Origin of the sequence: Maribacter sp. Asnod1-A12 (genome assembly GCF_045063735.1) — a bacterium.
Lineage (GTDB): Bacteria > Bacteroidota > Bacteroidia > Flavobacteriales > Flavobacteriaceae > Maribacter.
Window position 1 is genome coordinate 4,192,370 of the sequence record NZ_JBEFNZ010000006.1, and the last position, 22,257, is coordinate 4,214,626.

At 35.6% G+C, this 22,257-nt stretch carries 20 protein-coding genes; 10 read left to right on the forward strand and 10 right to left on the reverse strand.

Features of this window, described 5'->3' with window-relative positions:
• Positions 1–27 precede the first annotated feature (27 nt).
• Both ACJJVP_RS17925 and ACJJVP_RS17930 read left to right on the forward strand, forming a co-directional pair.
• The gene (locus tag ACJJVP_RS17925) at positions 28–2,982 is read left to right on the forward strand and encodes an amidohydrolase family protein (protein ID WP_405415959.1); all 2,955 of its coding nucleotides are present in this window, start codon (positions 28–30) and stop codon (positions 2,980–2,982) included.
• A 39-nt stretch (positions 2,983–3,021) separates the two neighbouring features.
• Positions 3,022–4,314: an amidohydrolase family protein gene (locus ACJJVP_RS17930; RefSeq protein WP_405415961.1), complete on the forward strand. Its 1,293-nt coding sequence runs from the start codon at positions 3,022–3,024 to the stop codon at positions 4,312–4,314.
• Positions 4,315–4,394: 80 nt separating this feature from the next.
• Here the strand turns inward: ACJJVP_RS17930 and ACJJVP_RS17935 are convergent, their stop codons facing one another.
• The 10 genes from ACJJVP_RS17935 to ACJJVP_RS17980 all read right to left on the reverse strand — a co-directional run bounded on the left by ACJJVP_RS17935 (position 4,395) and on the right by ACJJVP_RS17980 (position 11,675).
• Positions 4,395–4,802 carry a hypothetical protein gene (locus ACJJVP_RS17935; protein WP_405415963.1) on the reverse strand — a complete coding sequence of 136 codons (408 nt, stop codon included), beginning with the start codon at positions 4,800–4,802 and terminating at the stop codon, positions 4,395–4,397.
• 21 nt (positions 4,803–4,823) lie between these two features.
• Positions 4,824–6,014, reverse strand: a complete 1,191-nt coding sequence (locus ACJJVP_RS17940) for a molybdopterin molybdotransferase MoeA (protein ID WP_405415966.1) — start codon at positions 6,012–6,014, stop codon at positions 4,824–4,826.
• A 65-nt stretch (positions 6,015–6,079) separates the two neighbouring features.
• The gene (locus ACJJVP_RS17945) at positions 6,080–6,856 is read right to left on the reverse strand and encodes a sulfite exporter TauE/SafE family protein (protein WP_405415968.1); all 777 of its coding nucleotides are present in this window, start codon (positions 6,854–6,856) and stop codon (positions 6,080–6,082) included.
• A complete protein-coding gene (gene moeB / locus ACJJVP_RS17950) occupies positions 6,840–7,913 on the reverse strand; it encodes a molybdopterin-synthase adenylyltransferase MoeB (protein WP_405415970.1) in 1,074 nt (357 codons plus the stop codon). Before moeB ends, ACJJVP_RS17945 begins: the two co-directional genes overlap by 17 nt.
• The gene (locus ACJJVP_RS17955; protein ID WP_405415971.1) at positions 7,910–8,503 is read right to left on the reverse strand and encodes an NTP transferase domain-containing protein; all 594 of its coding nucleotides are present in this window, start codon (positions 8,501–8,503) and stop codon (positions 7,910–7,912) included. Before ACJJVP_RS17955 ends, moeB begins: the two co-directional genes overlap by 4 nt.
• On the reverse strand, positions 8,487–8,960 hold the full coding sequence (gene moaC / locus ACJJVP_RS17960) for a cyclic pyranopterin monophosphate synthase MoaC (protein WP_405415972.1): 474 nt from the start codon (positions 8,958–8,960) through the stop codon (positions 8,487–8,489). The genes ACJJVP_RS17955 and moaC overlap by 17 nt, the downstream gene beginning before the upstream one ends.
• Positions 8,960–9,943, reverse strand: coding sequence for a GTP 3',8-cyclase MoaA (moaA, locus tag ACJJVP_RS17965; RefSeq protein WP_405415975.1), 984 nt, complete (start codon positions 9,941–9,943; stop codon positions 8,960–8,962). The genes moaC and moaA overlap by 1 nt, the downstream gene beginning before the upstream one ends.
• A gap of 181 nt (positions 9,944–10,124) precedes the next feature.
• Positions 10,125–10,541 (reverse strand): molybdenum cofactor biosynthesis protein MoaE, encoded by a 417-nt coding sequence (locus ACJJVP_RS17970; protein WP_405415976.1) that lies wholly within the window; start codon positions 10,539–10,541, stop codon positions 10,125–10,127.
• On the reverse strand, positions 10,541–10,780 hold the full coding sequence (locus ACJJVP_RS17975; protein ID WP_036153379.1) for a MoaD/ThiS family protein: 240 nt from the start codon (positions 10,778–10,780) through the stop codon (positions 10,541–10,543). The genes ACJJVP_RS17970 and ACJJVP_RS17975 overlap by 1 nt, the downstream gene beginning before the upstream one ends.
• A 100-nt stretch (positions 10,781–10,880) precedes the next feature.
• The gene (locus tag ACJJVP_RS17980) at positions 10,881–11,675 is read right to left on the reverse strand and encodes a hypothetical protein (protein ID WP_405415979.1); all 795 of its coding nucleotides are present in this window, start codon (positions 11,673–11,675) and stop codon (positions 10,881–10,883) included.
• Between the two features lie 87 nt (positions 11,676–11,762).
• Between ACJJVP_RS17980 and ACJJVP_RS17985 the strand changes: the two genes are divergently transcribed.
• From ACJJVP_RS17985 to ACJJVP_RS18020, 8 genes are all read left to right on the forward strand, one after another.
• A complete protein-coding gene (locus tag ACJJVP_RS17985; RefSeq protein WP_405415980.1) occupies positions 11,763–12,566 on the forward strand; it encodes a TrmH family RNA methyltransferase in 804 nt (267 codons plus the stop codon).
• 45 nt (positions 12,567–12,611) lie between these two features.
• Positions 12,612–13,844 (forward strand): M48 family metallopeptidase, encoded by a 1,233-nt coding sequence (locus tag ACJJVP_RS17990; RefSeq protein ID WP_405415982.1) that lies wholly within the window; start codon positions 12,612–12,614, stop codon positions 13,842–13,844.
• 44 nt (positions 13,845–13,888) lie between these two features.
• Positions 13,889–16,093, forward strand: coding sequence for a RelA/SpoT family protein (locus ACJJVP_RS17995; protein WP_405415985.1), 2,205 nt, complete (start codon positions 13,889–13,891; stop codon positions 16,091–16,093).
• A gap of 50 nt (positions 16,094–16,143) precedes the next feature.
• Positions 16,144–16,614 (forward strand): Fur family transcriptional regulator, encoded by a 471-nt coding sequence (locus tag ACJJVP_RS18000; RefSeq protein WP_036153368.1) that lies wholly within the window; start codon positions 16,144–16,146, stop codon positions 16,612–16,614.
• A gap of 25 nt (positions 16,615–16,639) precedes the next feature.
• Complete coding sequence (locus ACJJVP_RS18005) at positions 16,640–17,911, forward strand: adenylosuccinate synthase (protein ID WP_405415988.1); 1,272 nt, start codon at positions 16,640–16,642, stop codon at positions 17,909–17,911.
• Between the two features lie 148 nt (positions 17,912–18,059).
• Entirely contained in the window at positions 18,060–18,857 is a 798-nt protein-coding gene (locus ACJJVP_RS18010) for a DUF1080 domain-containing protein (RefSeq protein WP_405415991.1), read from the forward strand.
• A gap of 11 nt (positions 18,858–18,868) precedes the next feature.
• A complete protein-coding gene (locus tag ACJJVP_RS18015; protein ID WP_405415994.1) occupies positions 18,869–20,305 on the forward strand; it encodes a Gfo/Idh/MocA family protein in 1,437 nt (478 codons plus the stop codon).
• A gap of 241 nt (positions 20,306–20,546) precedes the next feature.
• Complete coding sequence (locus tag ACJJVP_RS18020; protein WP_405415995.1) at positions 20,547–22,250, forward strand: OstA-like protein; 1,704 nt, start codon at positions 20,547–20,549, stop codon at positions 22,248–22,250.
• Positions 22,251–22,257 lie beyond the last annotated feature (7 nt).

The window sequence follows — 22,257 nt, forward strand, 5'->3', positions numbered from 1 at the left end:
TTAAAACACTAATTCAAACCAAACATAATGAAAAAACTATTTTTTGCGCTATGCCTACTCGGGTATGGCTCATTATTAACTGCACAAGATTATTTCCCAGAAAACGCTGGGGTAAAAGTCAACAATAACAACTACACGGCTTTTACGAATGCAAAAATCTTTGTAACCCCAACACAAGTAATTGAAAAGGGAACATTATTAATTCAACGCGGTAAAGTAGTTAGCGCTTCAAGTTCCGTTAGCATTCCAAAAAATGCTGTTGTTATCGATTTAGATGGAAAATCTATTTACCCTTCCTTCATTGATGTGTATTCTAAGTTTGGAGTAGAACAAGCAAAGAAAAAACCAGGCAGAGGCAGATCTACTCAATATGAACCTTCTAGAGAGGGGTATTACTGGAACGACCATATCATGCCAGAAAACAAAGCAATTGAGAAATTCACTTATGATGACAAGGAAGCCAAAATACTTCGTGAAGCTGGTTTTGGTGTGGTTAACTCTCACATTCAAGATGGTATTGCCAGAGGTACCGGTGTGCTTATTGCTCTAAATGGAAACGGAACCAATGCAAACAGAATTTTAGATGACCGTTCTGCACAGTATTTTTCTTTAAGCAGAAGTATTGCCAAAGGGCAATCTTATCCTGGTTCATTAATGGGAACATTGGCGCTATTGAGACAAATGTATAGTGATGCCGACTGGTATGCTAATGACAATGCGTCTACTACAGACCTTTCTTTAGAAGCACTTAATGAGAATAAAAGTTTGGTTCAAATTTTTGAAGCAAAAGATAAATCCCATGATTTACGTGCAGATAAAATTGGAGATGCCAATGGTATACAATACACCATTTTAGGTGGCGGTAATGAATTTGAGCGTATTGAAGAAATAAAAGCTACCAATGCAAAATTCATTTTACCACTTAACTTTCCAGATGCTTACGATGTTTCTAATCCGTATGCCGTAGGGTATGTTTCTTTACAAGATATGCGTTATTGGAACCAAGCTCCTTCTAACCCAAAGGTATTGGCAGAAAACGGAATTCAGTTTTCACTGACTACCCATGATTTAAAATCACCGGCTAAATTTAAAGCGAAGTTGATGAAAGCCATTGAATACGGACTTTCCCCTACCAAAGCGTTAGAAGCTTTAACTACCGTACCTGCGCAAATATTAGGTAAATCAAATGAAATAGGTTCTTTAAAAACAGGTGCTCTTGCCAACTTCTTAATTACTTCAGGTGATGTTTTTGATAAATCTACTACACTATATGAAAACTGGGTTCAAGGCACAAAAAGTGTTGTTAATTCAATGGATTCAAAAGACATTCGTGGAGATTACAACTTAACCGTTCAAGGAAAATCTTATGATGTTTCTATAACAGGAGAAATCTCTAAACCTAAAATTGAGGTAAAACAAGACACTTCAAAATTATCCTCTAAAATAGCATATAATGACAATTGGGTAACTATATCATTTGCGACAGATAAAGGTGAAAAAACATATAGAATGATAGGTGCAGTTACTAAAGCATCGGACAATATAACTGGTCGTTTGGTATTACCTGATGGTACGGAGTCGCAATTCACGGCAACCAAATCCAAATCTTTCACAGAAAAAGAAGCTGAGAAAAAAGACGAGGACAAAACAATAAAAGTAATGCCGGTTACCTTCCCTAATGTAGGGTACGGATTCGCATCAAAACCAAAAGCACAAAACACATTGTTCAAAAATGCTACGGTATGGACAAGTGAAGATGCTGGTATCTTAGAAAATACCGATGTTCTTGTTAAAAATGGAAAAATTGTCAAAATAGGAAAAGATTTAAACGCTGGTGGCGCAACAGTTATTGATGCTACAGGCAAACATTTAACTGCGGGTATCATTGACGAACATAGTCATATTGCAGCTTTAGCCGTAAACGAAGCTGGTCAAAACAGTTCTGCCGAAGTAAAAATGGAAGATGTGGTAGACCCAGAACATATGGGTATTTATCGCTCTCTTGCAGGTGGTGTTACATCTCTACAATTACTACATGGTTCTGCAAACCCAATTGGTGGTAGATCTGCCATATTGAAATTAAAATGGGGCGAAGAAGCAGACGGATTAATATATGACAACTCACCTAAGTTCATCAAATTCGCACTTGGTGAAAATGTAAAACAAAGTAACTGGGGCAGCTTCTCTCGTTTCCCACAAACACGTATGGGTGTTGAACAGTTATACATGAACTATTTTCAAAGGGCAAAAGAGTATGACACCAAAAAGAAAAACGGTGAGCCTTACCGTTATGATGAGGAAATGGAAGTATTGGCTGAAATCATAAACGGAGAACGATTTATTTCTTGTCACTCTTACGTACAAAGCGAGATCAATATGATGATGAAAGTTGCTGAACACTTTGGGTTCAGAATTAATACCTTCACTCATATCTTAGAAGGGTACAAAGTAGCCGATAAAATGGCGGAACATGGTGTTGGTGCCGGTACTTTTAGCGACTGGTGGGCATACAAATTTGAAGTAAACGACGCTATACCTTACAATGCTGCTATCATGCAACAGCAAGGTGTTGTTACGGCAATTAATAGTGATGACCGCGAAATGATCAGAAGATTAAATCAAGAAGCTGCAAAAACCATTAAGTATGGTGGCATGACAGAATTAGAAGCTTGGAAAATGGTTACTATTAATCCTGCTAAGCTTTTACATCTAGATAATCGTGTAGGTAGTATTAAAGAAGGGAAAGATGCAGATTTGGTATTATGGTCTGGTAGTCCACTATCTATTTATACGAAAGCAGAAAAAACAATGATTGAAGGTGTTACTTATTTTGATTTAGAAACGGACAAGAAAAACCGTGAGAAAATCAAAAAAGAAAGAAATGATTTGGTCACCATGATGCTTAAAGAGAAAAGTAGTGGTAAAAAAACTCAAGGTCCTAAACAGAGTGTAAAAAGAGACTTCACTTGTGAAAGCCTTTAAATCAACAAACTGCATTTCTTAAAATATAAAACAATACAAATGAAAAAATTTATAACCATAATCATAGCCTTAGCGCTGGTTCTACCAGCTTTGGCACAACAAACACCCGGTTCTAAACAAACCGAAGCTATTACTATTGAAGGTGCCACCGCGCATTTAGGTAATGGGGAAGTTATTGAAAGCTCACTTATCATGTTTGAAGATGGTAAAATTACTTTCGTAGGCGACTCTAAAATGAGAATTGCCAGAAAAGGCAAAGTAATAGATGCTACGGGCAAACATGTTTACCCAGGCTTCATTGCCCCTGCAAAAACTTTAGGTCTTGTTGAAATCGATGCCGTAAGAGCATCTAAGGATGAAGACGAGATAGGAGATTTCATACCACATGTTAGAAGTTTAATCGCGTATAATGCAGAATCTAAAGTGGTAGAAAGCATGCGACCTAATGGAATTTTGATTGGACAAATTGCACCGTCTGGTGGTAGAATCTCAGGTACATCAAGTATTGTACAGTTTGATGCTTGGAACTGGGAAGATGCCGCTATTAAAGTAGATGATGGGATTCATTTAAACTGGCCTGCAACTTTTAAGCAAGGTCGTTGGTGGGCAGGCGAAGACCCAGGATATCACCCTAACAAGGATTATACTTCACAAACAGAGGCCGTAGCTACATTTTTGAAGGCTTCCGCTGCATATGGTAAATCTACCCCTGAAGAAGTAAACCCAGCTTACGCAGCAATGCAAGGAGTATTTGATGGCAGCCAAAAATTATATGTGCATGCCGATGATGAAAAGCAAATCATAGATGCAATCAACACTTTAAAGTCTAATGGCGCTAAAGAGGTTGTATTAATTGGTGGTTATCATGCCTATAAAATTCCTGAGTTTTTAAAGAACAATAACATTCCTGTTTTGGTTCAGTACACACACAACTTGCCTGTATTTGATGATGATGATTATGATCTACCTTATAAATTACCCAAGTTGTTAGTAGATGCGGGTTTATTAGTAGGAATTCAAAATTCAGATGCGGTAAACTTTCAAACTAGAAACCTACCTTTCTATGCAGGTCAAGCAGCACAGCAAGGTTTGGACAAAGAAGTAGCCGTTCAATTATTAACAGGTAATACTGCCAAGATTTTAGGTATAGATGATCTTTACGGAACATTAGAGAATGGCAAAAGTGCCACACTTTTCATATCTGAAGGTGATGCTTTAGAAATGGCAGGAAATCAATTAACACATGTTTTTATTGATGGTAGAACAGTTTCATTAGAAACACACCAAACTGAGCTTTGGAAACGCTATATGGGCAAGTACGAAGGAGAATAGTGATTTTTATAAGTTGACATATCAAAAGAGGCTGTCTACAATTGTAGACAGCCTCTTTTTCATTTACAAAAATGCTGTAATTATTTCTTACCAAGCATATAGCCTAGATATGCCATTGGCATATAAGCCACAATAATATCCAAAGCGGTAAACCACATTGGTCCGCCCAACATAGCAATATTTGCAGTACCACCAATTAGAAAAAACAAGCCAATAATTAAAGCCATGAGCATTTTTCTTGTTGCCGCAATTTTAGTTGCAACAATGGCACCAACTAAAGTTCCTAAAGCATGGGCAAGAAAAGGAAAAATAAAATGCTTGGGTTCAAATAAATGCATTGTGGACTTCAACCCTTCCATTGTTGTTATGTCACCACCCTCAGGTGGTGGAATTATGGAACCACTAATCATAATAATTCCCATATTTACAATACTACCAACAACTACTCCGGCTATGACCGCCAAAATATTCTTTACTACTGGATTCATATAGAAAAATTTAATTGATTACTATCTGGTTCTTACAAATGGCACAACCTCCCCTACCTCATAATCCGTACTTCTTGGTTCTAGGCAAACAAAACCGTCAGCTTTTACTAAACTTGTTAAATCTCCCGATCCATTTTCGACTACGGGCGTTGCCCAAGATATACCTTCTTTTATTTCAGTACCCACCTGAATAAACCGGGTTAACGGCTGTGTTATTTTAATTGCCACACTTAGCTTAATATACGAATTTTCTAATGGTAGTCCCCAAGAGACCTGCAACCATGGTAAAAAATAGAGATGATAATTGGCAAATGTAGAAACCGGATTTCCTGGAAAAGAAAAAATAACCGTTTTCAATTTTGAGTGAATTCCAAACCAAAATGGCTTACCTGGTCTTTGCAATACTCTATGAAAAACTTTCTCTACACCCAATGATTCCATTACTTCCGGGATAAAATCAAACTTTCCTTTTGATACTCCACCACTTAACAATAGTACATCATTTTCAGTTAATGCTTTTTCCAATTCATTTTTAATAATTGCTTTATCATCCAATAAATGAAGGGAACTTGCTTCAATTTTAGAATTTATTAATGCTGCTTCAATTGTCAGCATATTAGATTTTCTAATTTGATGTGGCTTTGGAATATCCCTTACCTCTACCAATTCATTACCAGTAGCAATAGTGCAAATTTTAGGATTACCCATAACCTCAACCGTAGCTTTCCCGACCGTAGCCATCACTCCGATTTCCGCAGGAGTAATTTTTTTTCCTTTTGATAATAGAAGCGTACCAGCCTTTTCATCACTACCTTGATAATGTATATTCTGACCTTTTTTGACCTTCTCGTTAATTGTAACCTTGTTATCTGCAATAGTGATGTGTTCATACATAACAACAGTATCACAATTTTCAGGCACTACAGCACCCGTCATCACCTCCAAACAATTACTTTTATCTTTTAAAACTTGTTGAACTTCACCAGCGGCAGCAACTCCTTCAACAACAAAAGAATGACCATTATTAGCAAAATCTGAGAACTGAATTGCAATACCATCCTTGGTTGCCCGATCAAATGGAGGAAAATCCCTATCAGCAAAAATATCTTGAGCCAATATTCTATTTAAACTATTTAAAAGTGAAACATTCTCCGTTCCCAAATCAAGGGGATGGTCCAACACTTTCTGAAATGCTTCTTTAAATGTAATCATAGAATTAAAGGTAAAACTATTACAAACTATAGCCTTGAAGAATTGTAGCTAATTATTTTAAACTTCTAAAATAACCCGAGTCCATTTACCAACAAGACTCTAATACCCACTACAAACACCAACAAAGCAGTAACCCTTTTAATACCGTTTGCCGAAAGTTTTTTAAGACTGATGCGAATACCTAACTGTCCGCCAAGAAGAACGGCTAGAACCAAGCAAATAGTCTCTAGCCATGGTAATGACAATGAATTACTGGTTATCAACCCAAATAACCCCGATACAGAATTTACCAAAATGAAGAAACTTGCTAGAGCGGCTATCTTGATGGCTTTATTCCATCGTAAATGATTTAAAATCGGAGCAAGAAAAATTCCTCCACCAATCCCTACTAATCCAGACAAGAATCCAATTCCCGCTCCCAATACATAACTTAAATAATTAGGATAATCTTCAACCTCTTTTTTAGATTGGTTTATATTAAAGGTTTGAACTGCCAAGAACAATGCTGATAGAATAAGAGAACATCCCAAAATCATAAAAAATACACTCTCTTTTAAACGAAATGTAGCTCCTATATATGCCAACGGAATACTAGCCAAAACAAAGGGTAAAAAATCTTTCCATTTTGCATGACCATTTTTAAAATACAGAAACGTACTACCGGAAACAACTACTAAATTACAAACCAATGCAATTGATCTAATCTCAAAAAAACTAGTTAGAAATAGCGTTAATAATGCTAAATAGCTAGAGCCACCACCAAAACCTACAGAAGAATAAAGTGTAGCAATGATAAAAAAACCAATGCATAGTATAATTAGTTGCTCAATTGGTATCAACATAATTTTTCATCTGGTTCATACCACCCGTAACGTTAACAAAGTCTTTACCCGGAAATAATTCTTGCAATTTTACTATTGCTTTTTTACTACGAATACCGGACTGGCAAATTACATAAACCGTTTTCTCTAAATTAACCTCAGCGACCCTATCAATTATTTCACCCAATGGGATATGCTTGGCTTCTTTTAAATGTTGCCTCTGAAACTCTTTATCCATTCGTACATCTATAAGTTCAATTGAGTTACTTGATAGCAATTTTTGAAGTTCACCGGACTCAATTGATTTTAGCGGAAGTTCACAATCAAACTCGTAGCTAGAAGCTAATGTTTTAATCTCATTGTTACCATATTGCAATTGAAATTTCATTCGTTGCATACGCTGGCTAAGTGTATCAAACAGTAATAAAACACCTGATAACACCTCGCCTATTTCCGCAATAACCTTTACCACTTCTAAAGCTTGTAGATTACCAATAATACCAGGCAAAATACCCAAAACGCCATTCTCATTACAGTTAGGCACTGCATCTGCCGACGGCATGGTTGGGAACAAGCAACGGTATGTTGGTCCGCCTTTGTAATTAAAAACACTTACTTGACCTTCAAAAGCGTGTAGCGCCCCATAAACAAAGGGTTTGTTAACTATTACACAAGCATCATTAATCAAATATCTAGTGGGAAAATTATCTGTAGCATCTACAACTATATCATAATCTTTAATAATATCAAGTGCGTTGGCGGTTGTTAAATAAGACTTGTAAATCTCAATATTGGTTGTAGAATTCTGAGCTGACAACTGTTTCTTAATCGCTTCAACTTTGGGAGTGCCTACCATAGTCTCAGTAAATAAAACTTGACGATGAAGATTAGATAACGAAACTACATCAGCATCAACAATACCCAAAGTACCAACACCCATAGCGTTCAAATAGGTTAAGACAGGAATTCCTAATCCGCCAGCACCTACTACAAGTACTTTTGCCTGATTTAATTTTTGTTGCCCTTCAGTTCCAAATCCGCCTAAAGTTATTTGTCTTAGGTAACGTTCCTCGTTCATGGTGCTATTTTTAATAGCGCTTCTTCATACTCTGCTCTAGAATTCGCATTGAGCAATACCTCTTTCTCTTTTGGAAACACCAAGTTCACATCTGAATTTATCAGAAATTTTCTAGGGCAAGAACCATTACCCGCTTCTAGATAAGCAACAGACTTTTGTAAAGCTTCAGGTTCCCAAATAGCACAAAGTGGCTCTGGTAAAGGATCATCAGCATCGGCAAATGCACTAGCTATTTTATCTGAGTTTCTTGCTGCTATTAATTCTTGAAGTGCCTTTTTATCCATTAACGGTAAATCGCAAGCCAAAACAAGCCAAGCAACTTCAGGATGAGCTTTATGTGCTGATAGCAATCCATTATATGGTCCACGAAATTCATCATTATCTACTATAGTTTTAAATGAATTTGAAATTTCTTTCTCTTGATCTTTACGGATGCTCAGAAAAGTTTGGTCACAGACTTCATTCAACAAATGGTATAAATGCTCACGTTGTGGAAGATTATGATACGTAATTAAACCCTTATCCTCTCCCATTCTAGTGCTTTTACCTCCTGAAAGTACTAAACCGTATATCTTATCTTTGGAAATCATTCTTCCCTCCTGTTTTTTGTTCTAACTGAATTGCACCGATAATGATGTCTTGCGAAAGAGCCTTACACATATCATAAATAGTTAAGGCAGCTATAGAAACACCGGTTAAGGCTTCCATTTCTACTCCTGTTTTTTCATTGCACTTTACAGTGCAAGTAATCTGAAACGAATCTAATGCCGGTTCAATTTCAACATTAATTTTAGACAGATTTATTTGATGGCATAAGGGTATTAATTCCGATGTTTTCTTTACACCTTGTATGCCTGCAATAACAGCTGTTTGTACAATACTTCCTTTTTTGCCCACAAAATCTTGATCAGATAATGATTTAAAAACTTCTGATGGAAACTTAATAGTTCCACTAGCAATTGCGGTACGTACTGAAGCTGTTTTTTGAGAAACGTCTACCATAGTAGCATTCCCAGATTCATCTATATGTGATAATTTCTTTTGCATTACCCTCCTATTGAAGTCATTGAATTACTAAATACGTCTTTATATTTTTCTTGTGCTTCAAAACCAGTTTTAGCACGACTGCCTACAGCTTTTAAAATTTCTTTTTTAATATTTTCTTCCACATCATCAGCTCTCATAATATCTCTTAAATTAGCACTTGCTTTGGCATACAAACAAGTGATAACATCACCGGTCGCTGAAATTCTTAACCGATTACAACTACCACAAAAAGTTCTACTAAATGAAGGAATAACCCCGAAAGTCCCTTTGTAACCAGGAATTTTATAATTAATGGAAGTCGATGTTTTTGGTGATTCTAATTTATAATAATCTGGGTGCTCACTTCTAATATGTTCAAGTATGGTTTTAAAATCCCATTTTATAGTTTGAAATTCTTTAGACCCACCGTTAAAAGGCATTTCTTCCAAATACCGAACTGATACATTATAATGCTTTGTAAGCTCTAACATAGGTAGAATATCATCTGTATTTTGACCATCTAAAGCAATGAAATTAATACGAACATTAAATCCTTCGGTTATTAAGCGAATCATATTATTATACACCACATCATAATGATCCCGGCGTGTAATACGCTCAAAAGTCTCACGATTAATGGCATCCATACTCACATTAATATTTTTAATGCCCAGTTCTTTCAACTCATCAATATACGGGCCAATTAAAGTCGCATTCGTAGTAACAGATATATCATTAAGTCCCTCTAACTTTGATAAGCTTCTTAGCAATACCATTAAATCTTTACGAACAAAAGGTTCGCCACCAGTAATACGTATCTTGTCTATACCTTGAGAAACCACAATCTCACTCAATTTCACCAACTCATCAATGGTAAACAATTTGTCATTTTTAGCAAAATTGATTCCCTCCTCTGGCATGCAATAATTACAACGAAGATTGCAACGGTCTGTAACCGCCAATCTCAAGTAATTAATTGCTCTATTATGGTTGTCTACTAACATATTCTTAATACAAGTTCAAGTTCAAAAAACAAATACAAATTCAAAAATGAAACACAAACACAAGTTCAAATTCTCTATCCTCTAACTTCTCTAACTTCTCTTCTCTATTTGCTATTTTCTTTACTCTATTATCTCTTTTCTATATTCTATTCTCTTTCCTCTAACTTCTCTTTTCCAAAAATCACGGATGAGCCGAAACCCACACGGTCTTATTCTTAAATTTCTCTTTCTTCCAGATAGGTACGGTTTCTTTAAGAGTATCGATCAGAAATCTACAGGCTTCAAAACACGCATCTCTATGTGCAGATGATGCACCTACAACCACAACGGGTTCTTCAACACCCTTTTCACCAACCGCATGTCTCATGACCACTTTATTCAATGACCATTTCTGTAGAGCGCTGTCAGCAATTTTCTCCATTTCTTTGAGCGCCATCGTTTTATAAGTTTCAAACTCCAAAGCAACTACTTCTTCATTATTTGTAAACTCACGTACAGCACCTACAAAAACACAGATTCCTCCGCTATTGGCATCGCTTAATTCAGCATATACCTTAGCCGTATCAATTTCATCGACTATCTCAATTACTTTCTTCATTAGCCTCCGCTTACTGGTGGTATAATGGCAATTTCTTCGTTGCCAATTAATGTTACATTATCATCCGCATATTCACTATTAACAGCTACAGCCAATGAATTTAATTTTGAAAATTCAGGATAAGAATCAATCAGTTGTTTTTTAAGTTCGGCAACATTTACAGGCTTAAATTCATCAGAAAAATTAATTTCAGAGCTACCTACGATATCTTTTGTTATGCCAAAAAAAAGTACATTCATATCCCATTAGAATTAGATAAATTCCAAGTTAGGTATAAAAAATAAGGTGCCATAAAAATGGCACCTATTTTAAAAAAATTATATGATTTTGAGAAACTCCTTACTCCACAATTACAGCATTCTCAGGTCTAGAATAAAAACCGTTTGGCTTAGCCTCTGTAGATAGCGTAGCATTTTCAAAGTTTACGGTTTTAGCCGGTCCTTTTACTTCACCTTCTTCAACTTTATGCCATGTAATCGATTTTGGCAATAAAACGGCATCAACCTTTACCCAATCATTATAATTGATCCAATTAATTTTCTTAGATGGCTCACCACTAAAATACGTCATCGTATAACCCAACCATCTCATTTCAAAAGTCTCTGCATCATAATGAATATAGTATTCGTCTGTAGAAGAAGCCCCTACTCCACTATTATAAGAAATTTTATAACCTGGGTATAAAACTCCTTCATATACCAAATCATCAACTTCTTCATATTTTATTCCGTCATCAGACAATACAAATGGCATTGCGTAGAAGTAAAACATTAAATTATGATAGAACTTAGGCTTACCTTCATAGTTACCTGTGTTATCTAAAAGCCAAACTTCAGCACCATCATAACCAATTGTGTATGCTGGGGTAGAAATTTTATCGAATCTTTTATGAAGATCAATAGTCTGTAATTCGTTGAACTTCTCGTTAGGCATTTCAAAATTCAACGTTTTGTATCCCTTCCAAGCATTTAATCCGCCATGAGCTTCAAATACTTTATTTAATTCCGCAGGATATTTATCTAAATTCACTTGTGCAGCCACTTCTTCAGCAGCTTCTGTAATGGTTTCTTTTTTAGGAGCTTCTTTACATGAAAATATTGCCAAGGCTAAAACTAAAAGGTAAAATTTATTCATAATTTCAATTGATTATTTATTGTTTTTTGAAATCCGTTAGTCGAGAAACTACAAGAGACTTACTAAATTGAACTATTTTTGTATTTCATGCAAGCAACAAAACACATAAGTAGCGCCCAAAACCCACTGATAAAGAAGATTTTACTATTAAAAGAAAAATCTAGGGAGCGCAAAAAATCAGGTCTTTTTGTCTTAGAAGGGCTGCGTGAATTACAGATTGCGAGCAATGCAGGGTATGTTATAGATACCATTCTATTCTGCGAAACCATTTTAGAAAACACAGCTATAATACAGTCCTTTAAAAGTGATCAACTCATTTCCGTAACACTAGATGTATACAAGAAATTAGCTTATAGAGACACTACGGAGGGCATCATTGCTATTGCGAAGAGTAAAGACCACGAGCTCTCGTCTTTAAAATTCAAAACTAAAAATCCGCTAGTGTTAATCGCAGAAGCACCTGAAAAACCAGGCAACATAGGTGCACTGCTAAGAACGGCAGACGCTGCAAATTTAGATGCTGTCTTAATTGCCAATCCAAAAACCGATTTATATAATCCCAATATTATAAGATCAAGTGTGGGTTGTATTTTTTCAAGGAATGTTAAAATAGGCAGCAGAACAGAAATTATATCCTTTTTAAAAAAAGAAGGATTTCAGATATTTTGCGCTGCACTATCGGCATCCAAAGATTATACGACGGTTGATTATAAAGAACCCACAGCAATAGTAGTAGGAACCGAACATTCTGGACTAAGTGAAGATTGGCTTACGAACAGCACACAGAACATAATTATACCAATGGAAGGTGAGATAGATTCCATGAACGTTTCGGTCTCTGCGGCAATACTTATCTTTGAAGCCAAGCGTCAGCGAAAAATAAACCAGTAAAACATATACTTTTTATAGTACCGTTTTCGTTTGCAACTACACTATATGGATAATACATTCGTCTTTTATTGTATTCTTTTCATTTTGATAGCGGAGTTTATACTTGCTACGGTAATGAATTACTTAAACGCACAGCGATTTAAAGACCCTATACCTGAGGATTTAAACGATGTTTATAATACAGAGGAATATGAAAAATCTCAAGCCTACAAACTCACCAATTATAAATTTGGTGTTTTTACATCGGTATTTTCATTGTTATTGATTCTAACCTTTTTATTGTTTGGCGGATTTGCCTTTGTCGATAACATTGCACAAAACCAGAGCGATAACATTATCATACAAGCATTGGTTTTCTTCGGTATCATTATGATCGGAAGCGATATTATCAATATTCCTTTTTCTTACTACCAAACATTTGTAATCGAAGAAAGATTTGGTTTTAATAAAACAACGATATCAACTTTCTTTTTAGATAAATTAAAACAATGGACAATGACCATAATTGTAGGTGGTGGAATTCTATCTTTGGTCATTTGGTTTTTTCAATGGGCAGGCACGAACTTTTGGTTGTATACGTGGGCATTAGTTGCAGCATTCACGCTGTTCATGAATGTGTTTTACAGCAAACTAATTGTACCGTTGTTTAATAAGCAAGAACCTTTGGAAGCTGGTAGTTTAAAAGAAAAAATTGAAAACTACGCTGCACAAGTAGGTTTTGATCTACAAAACATATTTGTAATTAACGGTTCTAAACGATCAACAAAAGCCAACGCCTATTTTTCAGGATTTGGAAAGGAAAAGCGAGTAACCTTATATGATACTCTAATTAATGATTTAGAAGAGGAAGAGATTGTAGCCGTATTGGCTCATGAAATAGGTCATTACAAAAGAAAGCATATCATATATAATCTAGCAACTTCAATTCTGCTTACAGGATTCATGCTATTGTTACTATCATTATTTATTAATAACCCAGAAGTTTCATTGGCAATAGGTGTAGACAGACCTAGTTTTCACGCAGCCTTAATAGGTTTTGGAATATTATATAGTCCCATTTCAGAAATAACAGGCTTGTTAATGAATCATTTTTCAAGAAAATTCGAGTACCAGGCAGATGACTATGCTAAAGACACATACGCAGCTTTACCATTGGTCACTTCTTTGAAAAAGCTATCAAAAAACAGTCTTAGCAACCTTACGCCGCACCCAGCATATGTATTTATGCACTATTCTCACCCACCGTTAATCGATCGCATACGTAATTTAAAGGCATAATTTTTGTTGTGCATCATATAAGATTATCTTATTTTTAATCTAGTATGACACAGGCAGCGATAGAAGAGGAAAATAAGCTTATAGCTCAAGAGTACAAAGAGTTACTCCGAATTAGTTATCAAACATTGACAGATGATGATAAAAAACTAATACGAAGCGCTTTTGAGGTGGCTGTTGATGCACACAAAACGCAACGAAGAAAATCTGGCGAAGCTTATATTTTTCATCCAATAGCAGTAGCAAAAATAGTAGCTTCTGAAATTGGACTTGATGCCGTTTCCATAGCCTCTGCCCTATTACATGATGTAGTTGAGGACACCGAGTACACTTTAGATGATATTGACCGTATGTTCGGTGAAACCGTGGCGCGTATTGTTGACGGACTTACTAAAATTTCGCATTTAAAGAAAGACATGAACATCTCTCAACAAGCAGAGAATTTCAGAAAAATGCTTTTAACCTTAAATGATGATGTACGTGTAATTATCATTAAGATTGCAGATCGATATCACAACATGCTCACCATGGATTCTATGCCAGAGCACAAGCAAGTAAAAATCGCATCAGAAACACTGTATATCTATGCTCCTCTTGCCCATAGAATTGGTCTATATAATATTAAAACAGAATTAGAAGATTTAAGCTTAAAATATACAGAGCCAGAAGTTTACAACTCTATTAAAGATAAAATAGAAGATAGTAAAGAAGACCAACAAGCTTATATTGATGCATTTTCTGGCACAATTGACAATTCACTTAAAAAAGAAGGTCTTAATTACATTATAAAAGGGAGGATGAAGTCTATCTTCTCTATGCGCAAAAAGATGATTGCCCAAAATGTAACTTTTGAGGAAATCTACGATAAATTTGCCATTAGAATTATTTACAAATCTGACCCGCAGAACGAAAAATTTCTAGCTTGGAAAATATATTCCATAGTTACCGATCACTTTACTCCAAACCCCGTTAGATTAAGAGATTGGATATCCTCCCCTAAGTCCACGGGCTATGAAGCCTTGCACATTACCGTTATGGGACCAAAAGGGAAATGGGTAGAAGTGCAGATCAGAAGTGAACGTATGCACGAAATAGCTGAAAAAGGGTATGCTGCGCATTTTAAATACAAACACGGTGATCAAAAAGAACAAGGTATAGAAGTGTGGTTAAACAAACTACAAGAAGCCTTGGAGAATGCAAATACCAATGCTGTTGATTTTGTTGAAGAGTTTAAACTAAACCTTTACTCTAAAGAAATATTTGTTTTTACCCCAAAAGGAGAACTAAGGTCTTTACCCAAAGGTGCAACGCCACTAGATTTTTCTTTTAACATACACACAGAAGTTGGTATGCATACCAGAGGCGCCAAAGTCAATGGTAAATTAGTTCCTTTGAACACCACACTTTCAAGCGGAGATCAAGTGGAAATCATAACATCTGACCAAGCAAAACCAAATCAAAATTGGTTAGACTATGCTACTACAGCTAGAGCTAGGGCAAAAATTAAATCTGTTTTACGGGAAGAGAAAAAAGCTGTTGCCGAAGATGGAAAAGAGATTTTACGCAGAAAATTAAAGTCTCAGAAAATTTCGCTCAATGAAGATTCCATTAATAAAATGGTCTCCTTCTTTAAATTAAAAACAAGTCTAGATTTGTTTTATAGAGTTGGTATAGGCTCTATTGACAATACCATGATCAAAGACTTTGCATCTTCTTACAGTAATGCATTCATCAGTTTCTTTAAGAACAGAATGCGCAAATCGCCAACACAAGAAGATATCAACAAGGATGAAATCACTTCTAAGTATGACATGCTTGTTTTTGGCAAGGAAGAAGAAAAACTAGAATACAAGCTATCGCAATGTTGTAATCCTATACCTGGTGATGAAGTATTTGGCTTTGTAAGTGTTTCTGAAGGAATTAAGGTGCACAAAAAAAATTGTCCAAATGCTATTTCATTACAGTCTAACTATGCCTACCGTATTATTAGTGCAAAATGGATAGATTCATCGCAACAAGAATACCAAGCTGACATTGTTATGACCGGTATAGATAACTTAGGACTTGTAAATGATATTACAGAAGTTATATCTGATATTATGCACGTAAATATGCGTAATTTAAATTTCAGCACTGATGGTGGCACCTTTAAAGGTAAGATTACCGTAGTGGTCAAAAACAAAGCTGTATTGAAAAAATTGACCGATAATCTTATGAACATCAACGGTATTGATAAAGTTACTCGTATTTAGAAAAAGGAAATTAAAATTTAACTGTACCTTTGTGTATTAATGTAGTAAATATGTCTTCTGATAAAAATCAAGAAATTGTAAAAAACGTCTTCACCGCCTTTTTAGAGGACAAAGGACATAGAAAAACCCCAGAACGTTACGCTATTCTTCAAGAGATTTATGAAAGTGATGAACATTTTGATATAGAGTCTCTTTATATTAAAATGAAGAATAAAAACTATCGTGTAAGTAGGGCTACCTTATACAACACCATTGAACTTCTCTTAGATTGCAAATTGGTACGTAAGCATCAGTTTGGAAAGAATCAGGCTCAATATGAAAAATCATATTTTGATCGTCAGCATGACCATGTTATACTAACGGATACCGGTGAGGTCATGGAATTTTGTGATCCAAGAATACAGTCTATTAAAAAAACTATAGAAGAAGTTTTCGACATAACCATAAATACGCATTCCCTATATTTTTATGGGACTAAAAATACTCCTGCTAAAAACGCAGGCAAAAAAGAAATTAAATAAAACTAACCAAGTATATAAAATTTAGATGGCAGTAGATTTATTGTTAGGCCTACAATGGGGTGACGAAGGAAAAGGAAAAATTGTTGATGTATTAACTAGAGATTACGACATTATTGCACGTTTTCAAGGCGGTCCAAATGCTGGTCACACCTTAGAATTTGATGGTATTAAACACGTTCTTAGAACTATTCCTTCCGGAATTTTTCATAAAAAAGCAATGAACGTTATTGGTAACGGTGTTGTTATCGATCCAGTTGTTTTTGTAAAAGAACTAGAAGGCTTAGACCAGTTCAACATAGACTACAAGGCTAAACTTATTATCTCTAGAAAAGCACATTTAATATTACCAACACACCGTTTATTAGATGCCGCATCCGAAGCATCTAAAGGAAAAGCAAAAATTGGTTCTACACTAAAAGGTATTGGTCCAACTTATATGGACAAGACCGGTAGAAACGGTATGCGTATTGGAGATTTAGAATTGGATTCTTGGAAAGAAAAGTACCGTCATTTGGCAGACAAACACGAGGCTATGATCAGCTTCTATAATGTTGATGTACAGTATGACTTAGAAGAAATGGAAGTAGAATTTTTTGATGCCGTAGAGCGTTTAAAAGAATTAACTTTTATTGATAGTGAAGAGTATTTAAACGAAGCTATTAAAGCAGGTAAAACTATATTAGCAGAAGGCGCTCAAGGATCTTTATTAGATATAGATTTTGGAACATACCCTTTTGTAACTTCATCTAATACAACTGCTGCAGGTGCTTGTACAGGTTTAGGTATTGCTCCAAATAAAGTAAAAGAAGTATTTGGTATTTTCAAAGCATATACCACACGTGTAGGTTCAGGTCCTTTCCCTACAGAATTATTTGATGAAGTTGGTGCAGAAATGGCTAAAGTAGGTCACGAGTTTGGCGCAGTAACCGGTAGACCTCGCCGTTGTGGTTGGTTAGACCTTGTAGCATTAAAATATGCTTGTCAAGTTAACGGTGTTACACAATTAAATATGATGAAAGGTGATGTACTTTCTGGTTTTGATAGCCTACAAGTATGTACTGCCTATGAGTATAAGGGTAAAACCATAACTCATTTTCCATATAACATAGAACCAGAAAATGTAACTCCTATTTACACTGAGTTCCCATGTTGGAAAGAAGATTTAACTAAAATGACTTCAGCAGACCAATTGCCGAAAGAACTTAACGAGTACATTGACTTTTTAGAAAAAGAATTAGAAGTGCCAATTAAGATTGTTTCAGTTGGTCCAGATAGAACTCAAACAATTCTGAGATAGGCGTATATCGGCTAAGACAGGTTGTTCAACTTTCAGGAATGGCGATATAGGGAAATACCTTTATCGCCATTCTTTTTTTTTGTATTTTCAAGTTTGTGTAAAATGTACATTTTCACAATTCAGCAACAACTTAACTACAACTAAACAAATGAAAATAACCACCTATGCTTCCTTGCTATTTTTTCTTGTTTTAGCGACATCTTGCAAGTCAGAAAAAAAAGAAAAAGTAGAAGAACAAACCCATATCGAAAAAGAAAAAAACAATGAATGGATTACTCTTTTTGATGGTAATACCACAAAAGGATGGCGCGCATACAACGGCAAAGAACTGCCACCAGGTTGGATTGCCAAAGATGGAGAACTACAGTTTGATACCGATTTAGGTATGGAGCAAGATTACACTGGCGGCACTGACATCATTTATGGCGAGGAAGAATTTGACAATTTTGAACTTTATGTAGAATGGAAACTACCAAAAGGAGGAAATAGTGGTATTTTCTACCATTTAAAAGAAGGTTATGATAGTCCGCCAGAAGTTTCACCTGAGTATCAATTGATTGATGATGAAAATTATGCCAGCATTCACGATATTACAGATTACAATATAAGTTTAGGCTACACCAAAAAGCCCGAAGAATTAAAGCCACTTCAACAAACCGCCTCTGATTATGCCATGCATGCCGCTGATTCAGAAGGTAAAATATTACATCCGGTGGGGCAATGGAACACTACTAGAATCATTTTCACGCCAGAACAAGTAGAGCACTGGTTAAACGGTAAGAAGGTAGTTTCTTTTGTACCGTGGGATGAAGCTTGGTACGAGAAGAAGAATTCGGATAAATGGAAGAACAGTGAGGACTACGGCAAGTTTAAAACTGGCTATATCGGTTTTCAAGATCATTCTAGCCCTATTTGGTTCAGAAATATAAAAATCAAAAAACTTTAACCACCACACCAATGAATAAAAGAGACTTTCTAAAAAACGCAGCTACATTATCAACATTTGTATTACTTCCATCTGGACTTTGGTCTTGTAAAAAAGAGGTCAAAAAATTGACAAGGTTAAAAACTGCACACATTGGTGTTGGCAATATGGGAGCCGAAGATTTAAAAGCCATTTCATCTCACAGCAAGGTTGATGTCACCGCATTATGCGATGTTGATGCAAACAATTTAGCAGCTGCAAAAGAACTTCATCCTAATGCAAAAACATATACAGACTATAGAGTGATGTTAAAAGAAATGACCGATGAGATCGATGCCGTTGTTGTTTCTACACCAGATCACACCCATGCACCAGCTTCTATGATGGCTATGGAAATGGACAAGCCTGTGTATTGCCAAAAACCATTGACCCATTATGTATCTGAAGCAAGGGCGATGAACAAGCTGGCCGAAGAAAAAGGATTGGTCACTCAAATGGGAATTCAGGTACATTCGTTCTATGATTACAAATTGGCAACATTATTAATACAATCCGGTATAATAGGTAAAGTACATACGGTTCGTGCCTGGTCACCAAAAGATTGGGGTTATGACGGAGCTGAACCTACTGGATCTGACCCGATACCAGCATCATTAGATTGGAATCTTTGGCTAGGCACTTCGGCAGAAAGACCTTATATGGAAGGCTTCTATCACCCAGGCAACTGGAGAAAGTTAGTTGATTATGGTTGTGGGACATTAGGTGACATGGGCGTACATATTTTTGATACGCCGTATAACGCATTGGATCTTCAAGTTCCAAAGACGATTAAAAATGAATGTAGGGAACCGAATGGATTCGGTTTTCCACAGAACAACGTCGTTACTTATGAATTTCCACAAACAGAATATACTACGGAAACTTTAAAATGGGTTTGGTATGATGGTCCGGGTGCACCAAAAGACCATAAAGATTTAATATTACCAGGAGCTGAAAATATGGCAACTACGGAAGGTGATACCCAGGAATCCATGGAGGACAAGATGTCCTTAGAAACAAAAACAGCAGATGAAGGCGCGTTACCTGATCAAGGTGCCATGTTCATTGGTGAAAAAGGAAGATTATTGCTACCGCATTTTATGCAACTACCAAAAAAGATTGTAGATGGCAAATATGTAGATATTTCTGCAGAAATAGAATCGGTAGAAAAAGCTAACAATATGGGCAAACCAATTAGAGATTATGATTTGGAAGGACCAAAACATTACCATCAGTTTGTAGATGCATGTTTGGGCACAGATGAAACCACAGCTCCATTTTCATATGCATCTAGACTAACGGAAACTATTTTATTAGGTGTAATCGCCGGCAGATTCCCTAACCAAACATTACATTGGGACAGTGAGAACGCAAAATTTTCCGAAGATGAAGCCAATGCCTTTCTTGAAGGAAATTATAGAGATTTCTAAAACTTTTAAAAACAAAAAACCACTTTCGGGTGGTTTTTTTACATCCATTCTTTTTTAACTTTACCGTAGATGGGCAATCTTAGATACATTTGAAATAAGCCTAAAAAATTATATTTTCCATTTAGAAACACTCATCAACAAACCTCATAAAACAATTTTCCTTTTCGCATTAAAATCCCAAAAGTATCTTAACCATGACAAGGCTCTTTTAAAATGTCCTATTTTTGAAAAAATTTTTAGGTTGAAAAAGATTTATCCAGTAGTTCTTTTATGCTTAGCATGTTCTCTTTTTGGCTATTCCCAGCAGAATACTACCGAAGAAGAACCCAAACAAATCAATATAGTCTACGGTGCCAATTTTACTAAAAACGAAGCAGAATATCCAGGTGCTTCTATTTTCAGTAAAGATACCCGTCAAGTACAATTTGAACACCAAGGCGCTGATCTATGGTGCGATGTTGCTATTTATTACCAATTAGAAAATAGATTGGAAGCTATTGGCAATGTCATTTTAAAGCAGGGAGATTCTGTTGAAATGACCAGTAAAAAAATCAACTACTTAGGTGATGTAAAATTGGCTAAAGCGTGGGGTAATGTTGTATTGACAAATTCTGATATGACCTTAAGAACGGATACCTTACGTTTAGATCGTGAAAAGCAAGAAGCTTTTTATCAAGATAACGGTACTGTGGTAGATTCAACAAATACGTTGACCAGCAAAATTGGTAAGTATTTTATGGAACTTAAAAAATATCAGTTCTTAGACAGCGTACATGTTAAAAACCCTGAATATACTTTAGACTCAGAACAATTAGACTATTATACAAATTCTAAAAACGCTTATATGTACGGTCCGTCAACTATAAACGGAGAAACGTACAAAATATATTGTGAAAGAGGATTTTATGACACCAAAGTAGAAACCGGCTACGGAATTAAAAACACTCGTATAGATTATAACAACAGAATTATAGAAGGTGATAGTGTTTACTTTAATAAGGCTGAAGAATTTGCATCTGCTACTAACAACATTACCGTTACAGATACTATAAACAATGGTATTATAAGAGCGCACTATGCCGAAGTATTTAAAGCTAAAGATTCTGTATTTGCAACAAGAAGAGCAGTTTCTATTTCTGTTCAAGAAAGAGATTCTCTTTATGTTCATGGAGATACATTAATGGTTACCGGAAAATCAGAAGATAGAATTCTACGAGCTTTTAGAAATGCTAAATTCTACAAAACAGATTTAAGCGGTAAATGTGATAGCATCCATTCAGAACAAAAAACGGGTATTACCCAATTAATTAAGAATCCAGTTATCTGGAATGGTGCCAACCAAATGACGGGTGACAGCATTCATCTAAAATCGAATCTAGAAACAGAGAAACTAGACTCCTTAAAAGTATTGAACAATGCCTTTATTATTTCTTTGGACAGTGTTAGCATGACCGGATATAACCAAGCCAAGGGGATTAATTTATACGGAAAGTTTATTGAAAATGAATTAAAACTTATAGACTTGGTTCAAAATACTGAAGTGGTATACTATATGTACAATGATGATGACGAACTAATAGGTATTGATAAAACTGTGTGTAGCAAAATAAGAATTACTATGGCAGAAAATGACATAGAAAACTTGACTTTTTATACAGACCCAGATGGCGATATTTTCCCTGAGAAAGACCTACCCAAGAATAGTAGAATATTAAAAGGCTTTGTATGGCGTGGAGATGAACGCATATTAACTAAGGATGATATTTTTGATGAAGATGATAATAATCTAAAACTCGTAGTTATCAATGGTATTGACAACCCAATAGATATTGACGCTGAGGAGCAACAACGAAGTCAAAACGAATCTGACCCGATAAATAATATTTCTACACAAGATAAAGCAACAGACCCTAAAAAGTCTGTAAAGCCTAAAAAGGTGAAATAGCTATTTC

Coding starts and splice junctions, on each gene's coding strand:
- ACJJVP_RS18005 (WP_405415988.1), top strand. CDS start 16,640: ATGGCAGTAGATTTATTGTTAGGCCTACAATGGGGTGACGAAGGAAAA.
- ACJJVP_RS17975 (WP_036153379.1), bottom strand. CDS start 10,780: ATGAATGTACTTTTTTTTGGCATAACAAAAGATATCGTAGGTAGCTCT.
- ACJJVP_RS17935 (WP_405415963.1), bottom strand. CDS start 4,802: ATGAATCCAGTAGTAAAGAATATTTTGGCGGTCATAGCCGGAGTAGTT.
- ACJJVP_RS17945 (WP_405415968.1), bottom strand. CDS start 6,856: ATGTTGATACCAATTGAGCAACTAATTATACTATGCATTGGTTTTTTT.
- ACJJVP_RS17970 (WP_405415976.1), bottom strand. CDS start 10,541: ATGAAGAAAGTAATTGAGATAGTCGATGAAATTGATACGGCTAAGGTA.
- ACJJVP_RS17925 (WP_405415959.1), top strand. CDS start 28: ATGAAAAAACTATTTTTTGCGCTATGCCTACTCGGGTATGGCTCATTA.
- ACJJVP_RS17955 (WP_405415971.1), bottom strand. CDS start 8,503: ATGATTTCCAAAGATAAGATATACGGTTTAGTACTTTCAGGAGGTAAA.
- ACJJVP_RS17940 (WP_405415966.1), bottom strand. CDS start 6,014: ATGATTACATTTAAAGAAGCATTTCAGAAAGTGTTGGACCATCCCCTT.
- ACJJVP_RS18010 (WP_405415991.1), top strand. CDS start 18,060: ATGAAAATAACCACCTATGCTTCCTTGCTATTTTTTCTTGTTTTAGCG.
- ACJJVP_RS17985 (WP_405415980.1), top strand. CDS start 11,763: ATGCAAGCAACAAAACACATAAGTAGCGCCCAAAACCCACTGATAAAG.
- ACJJVP_RS18000 (WP_036153368.1), top strand. CDS start 16,144: ATGTCTTCTGATAAAAATCAAGAAATTGTAAAAAACGTCTTCACCGCC.
- ACJJVP_RS17990 (WP_405415982.1), top strand. CDS start 12,612: ATGGATAATACATTCGTCTTTTATTGTATTCTTTTCATTTTGATAGCG.
- moaA (WP_405415975.1), bottom strand. CDS start 9,943: ATGTTAGTAGACAACCATAATAGAGCAATTAATTACTTGAGATTGGCG.
- ACJJVP_RS17930 (WP_405415961.1), top strand. CDS start 3,022: ATGAAAAAATTTATAACCATAATCATAGCCTTAGCGCTGGTTCTACCA.
- ACJJVP_RS17980 (WP_405415979.1), bottom strand. CDS start 11,675: ATGAATAAATTTTACCTTTTAGTTTTAGCCTTGGCAATATTTTCATGT.
- ACJJVP_RS18015 (WP_405415994.1), top strand. CDS start 18,869: ATGAATAAAAGAGACTTTCTAAAAAACGCAGCTACATTATCAACATTT.
- moaC (WP_405415972.1), bottom strand. CDS start 8,960: ATGCAAAAGAAATTATCACATATAGATGAATCTGGGAATGCTACTATG.
- ACJJVP_RS17995 (WP_405415985.1), top strand. CDS start 13,889: ATGACACAGGCAGCGATAGAAGAGGAAAATAAGCTTATAGCTCAAGAG.
- moeB (WP_405415970.1), bottom strand. CDS start 7,913: ATGAACGAGGAACGTTACCTAAGACAAATAACTTTAGGCGGATTTGGA.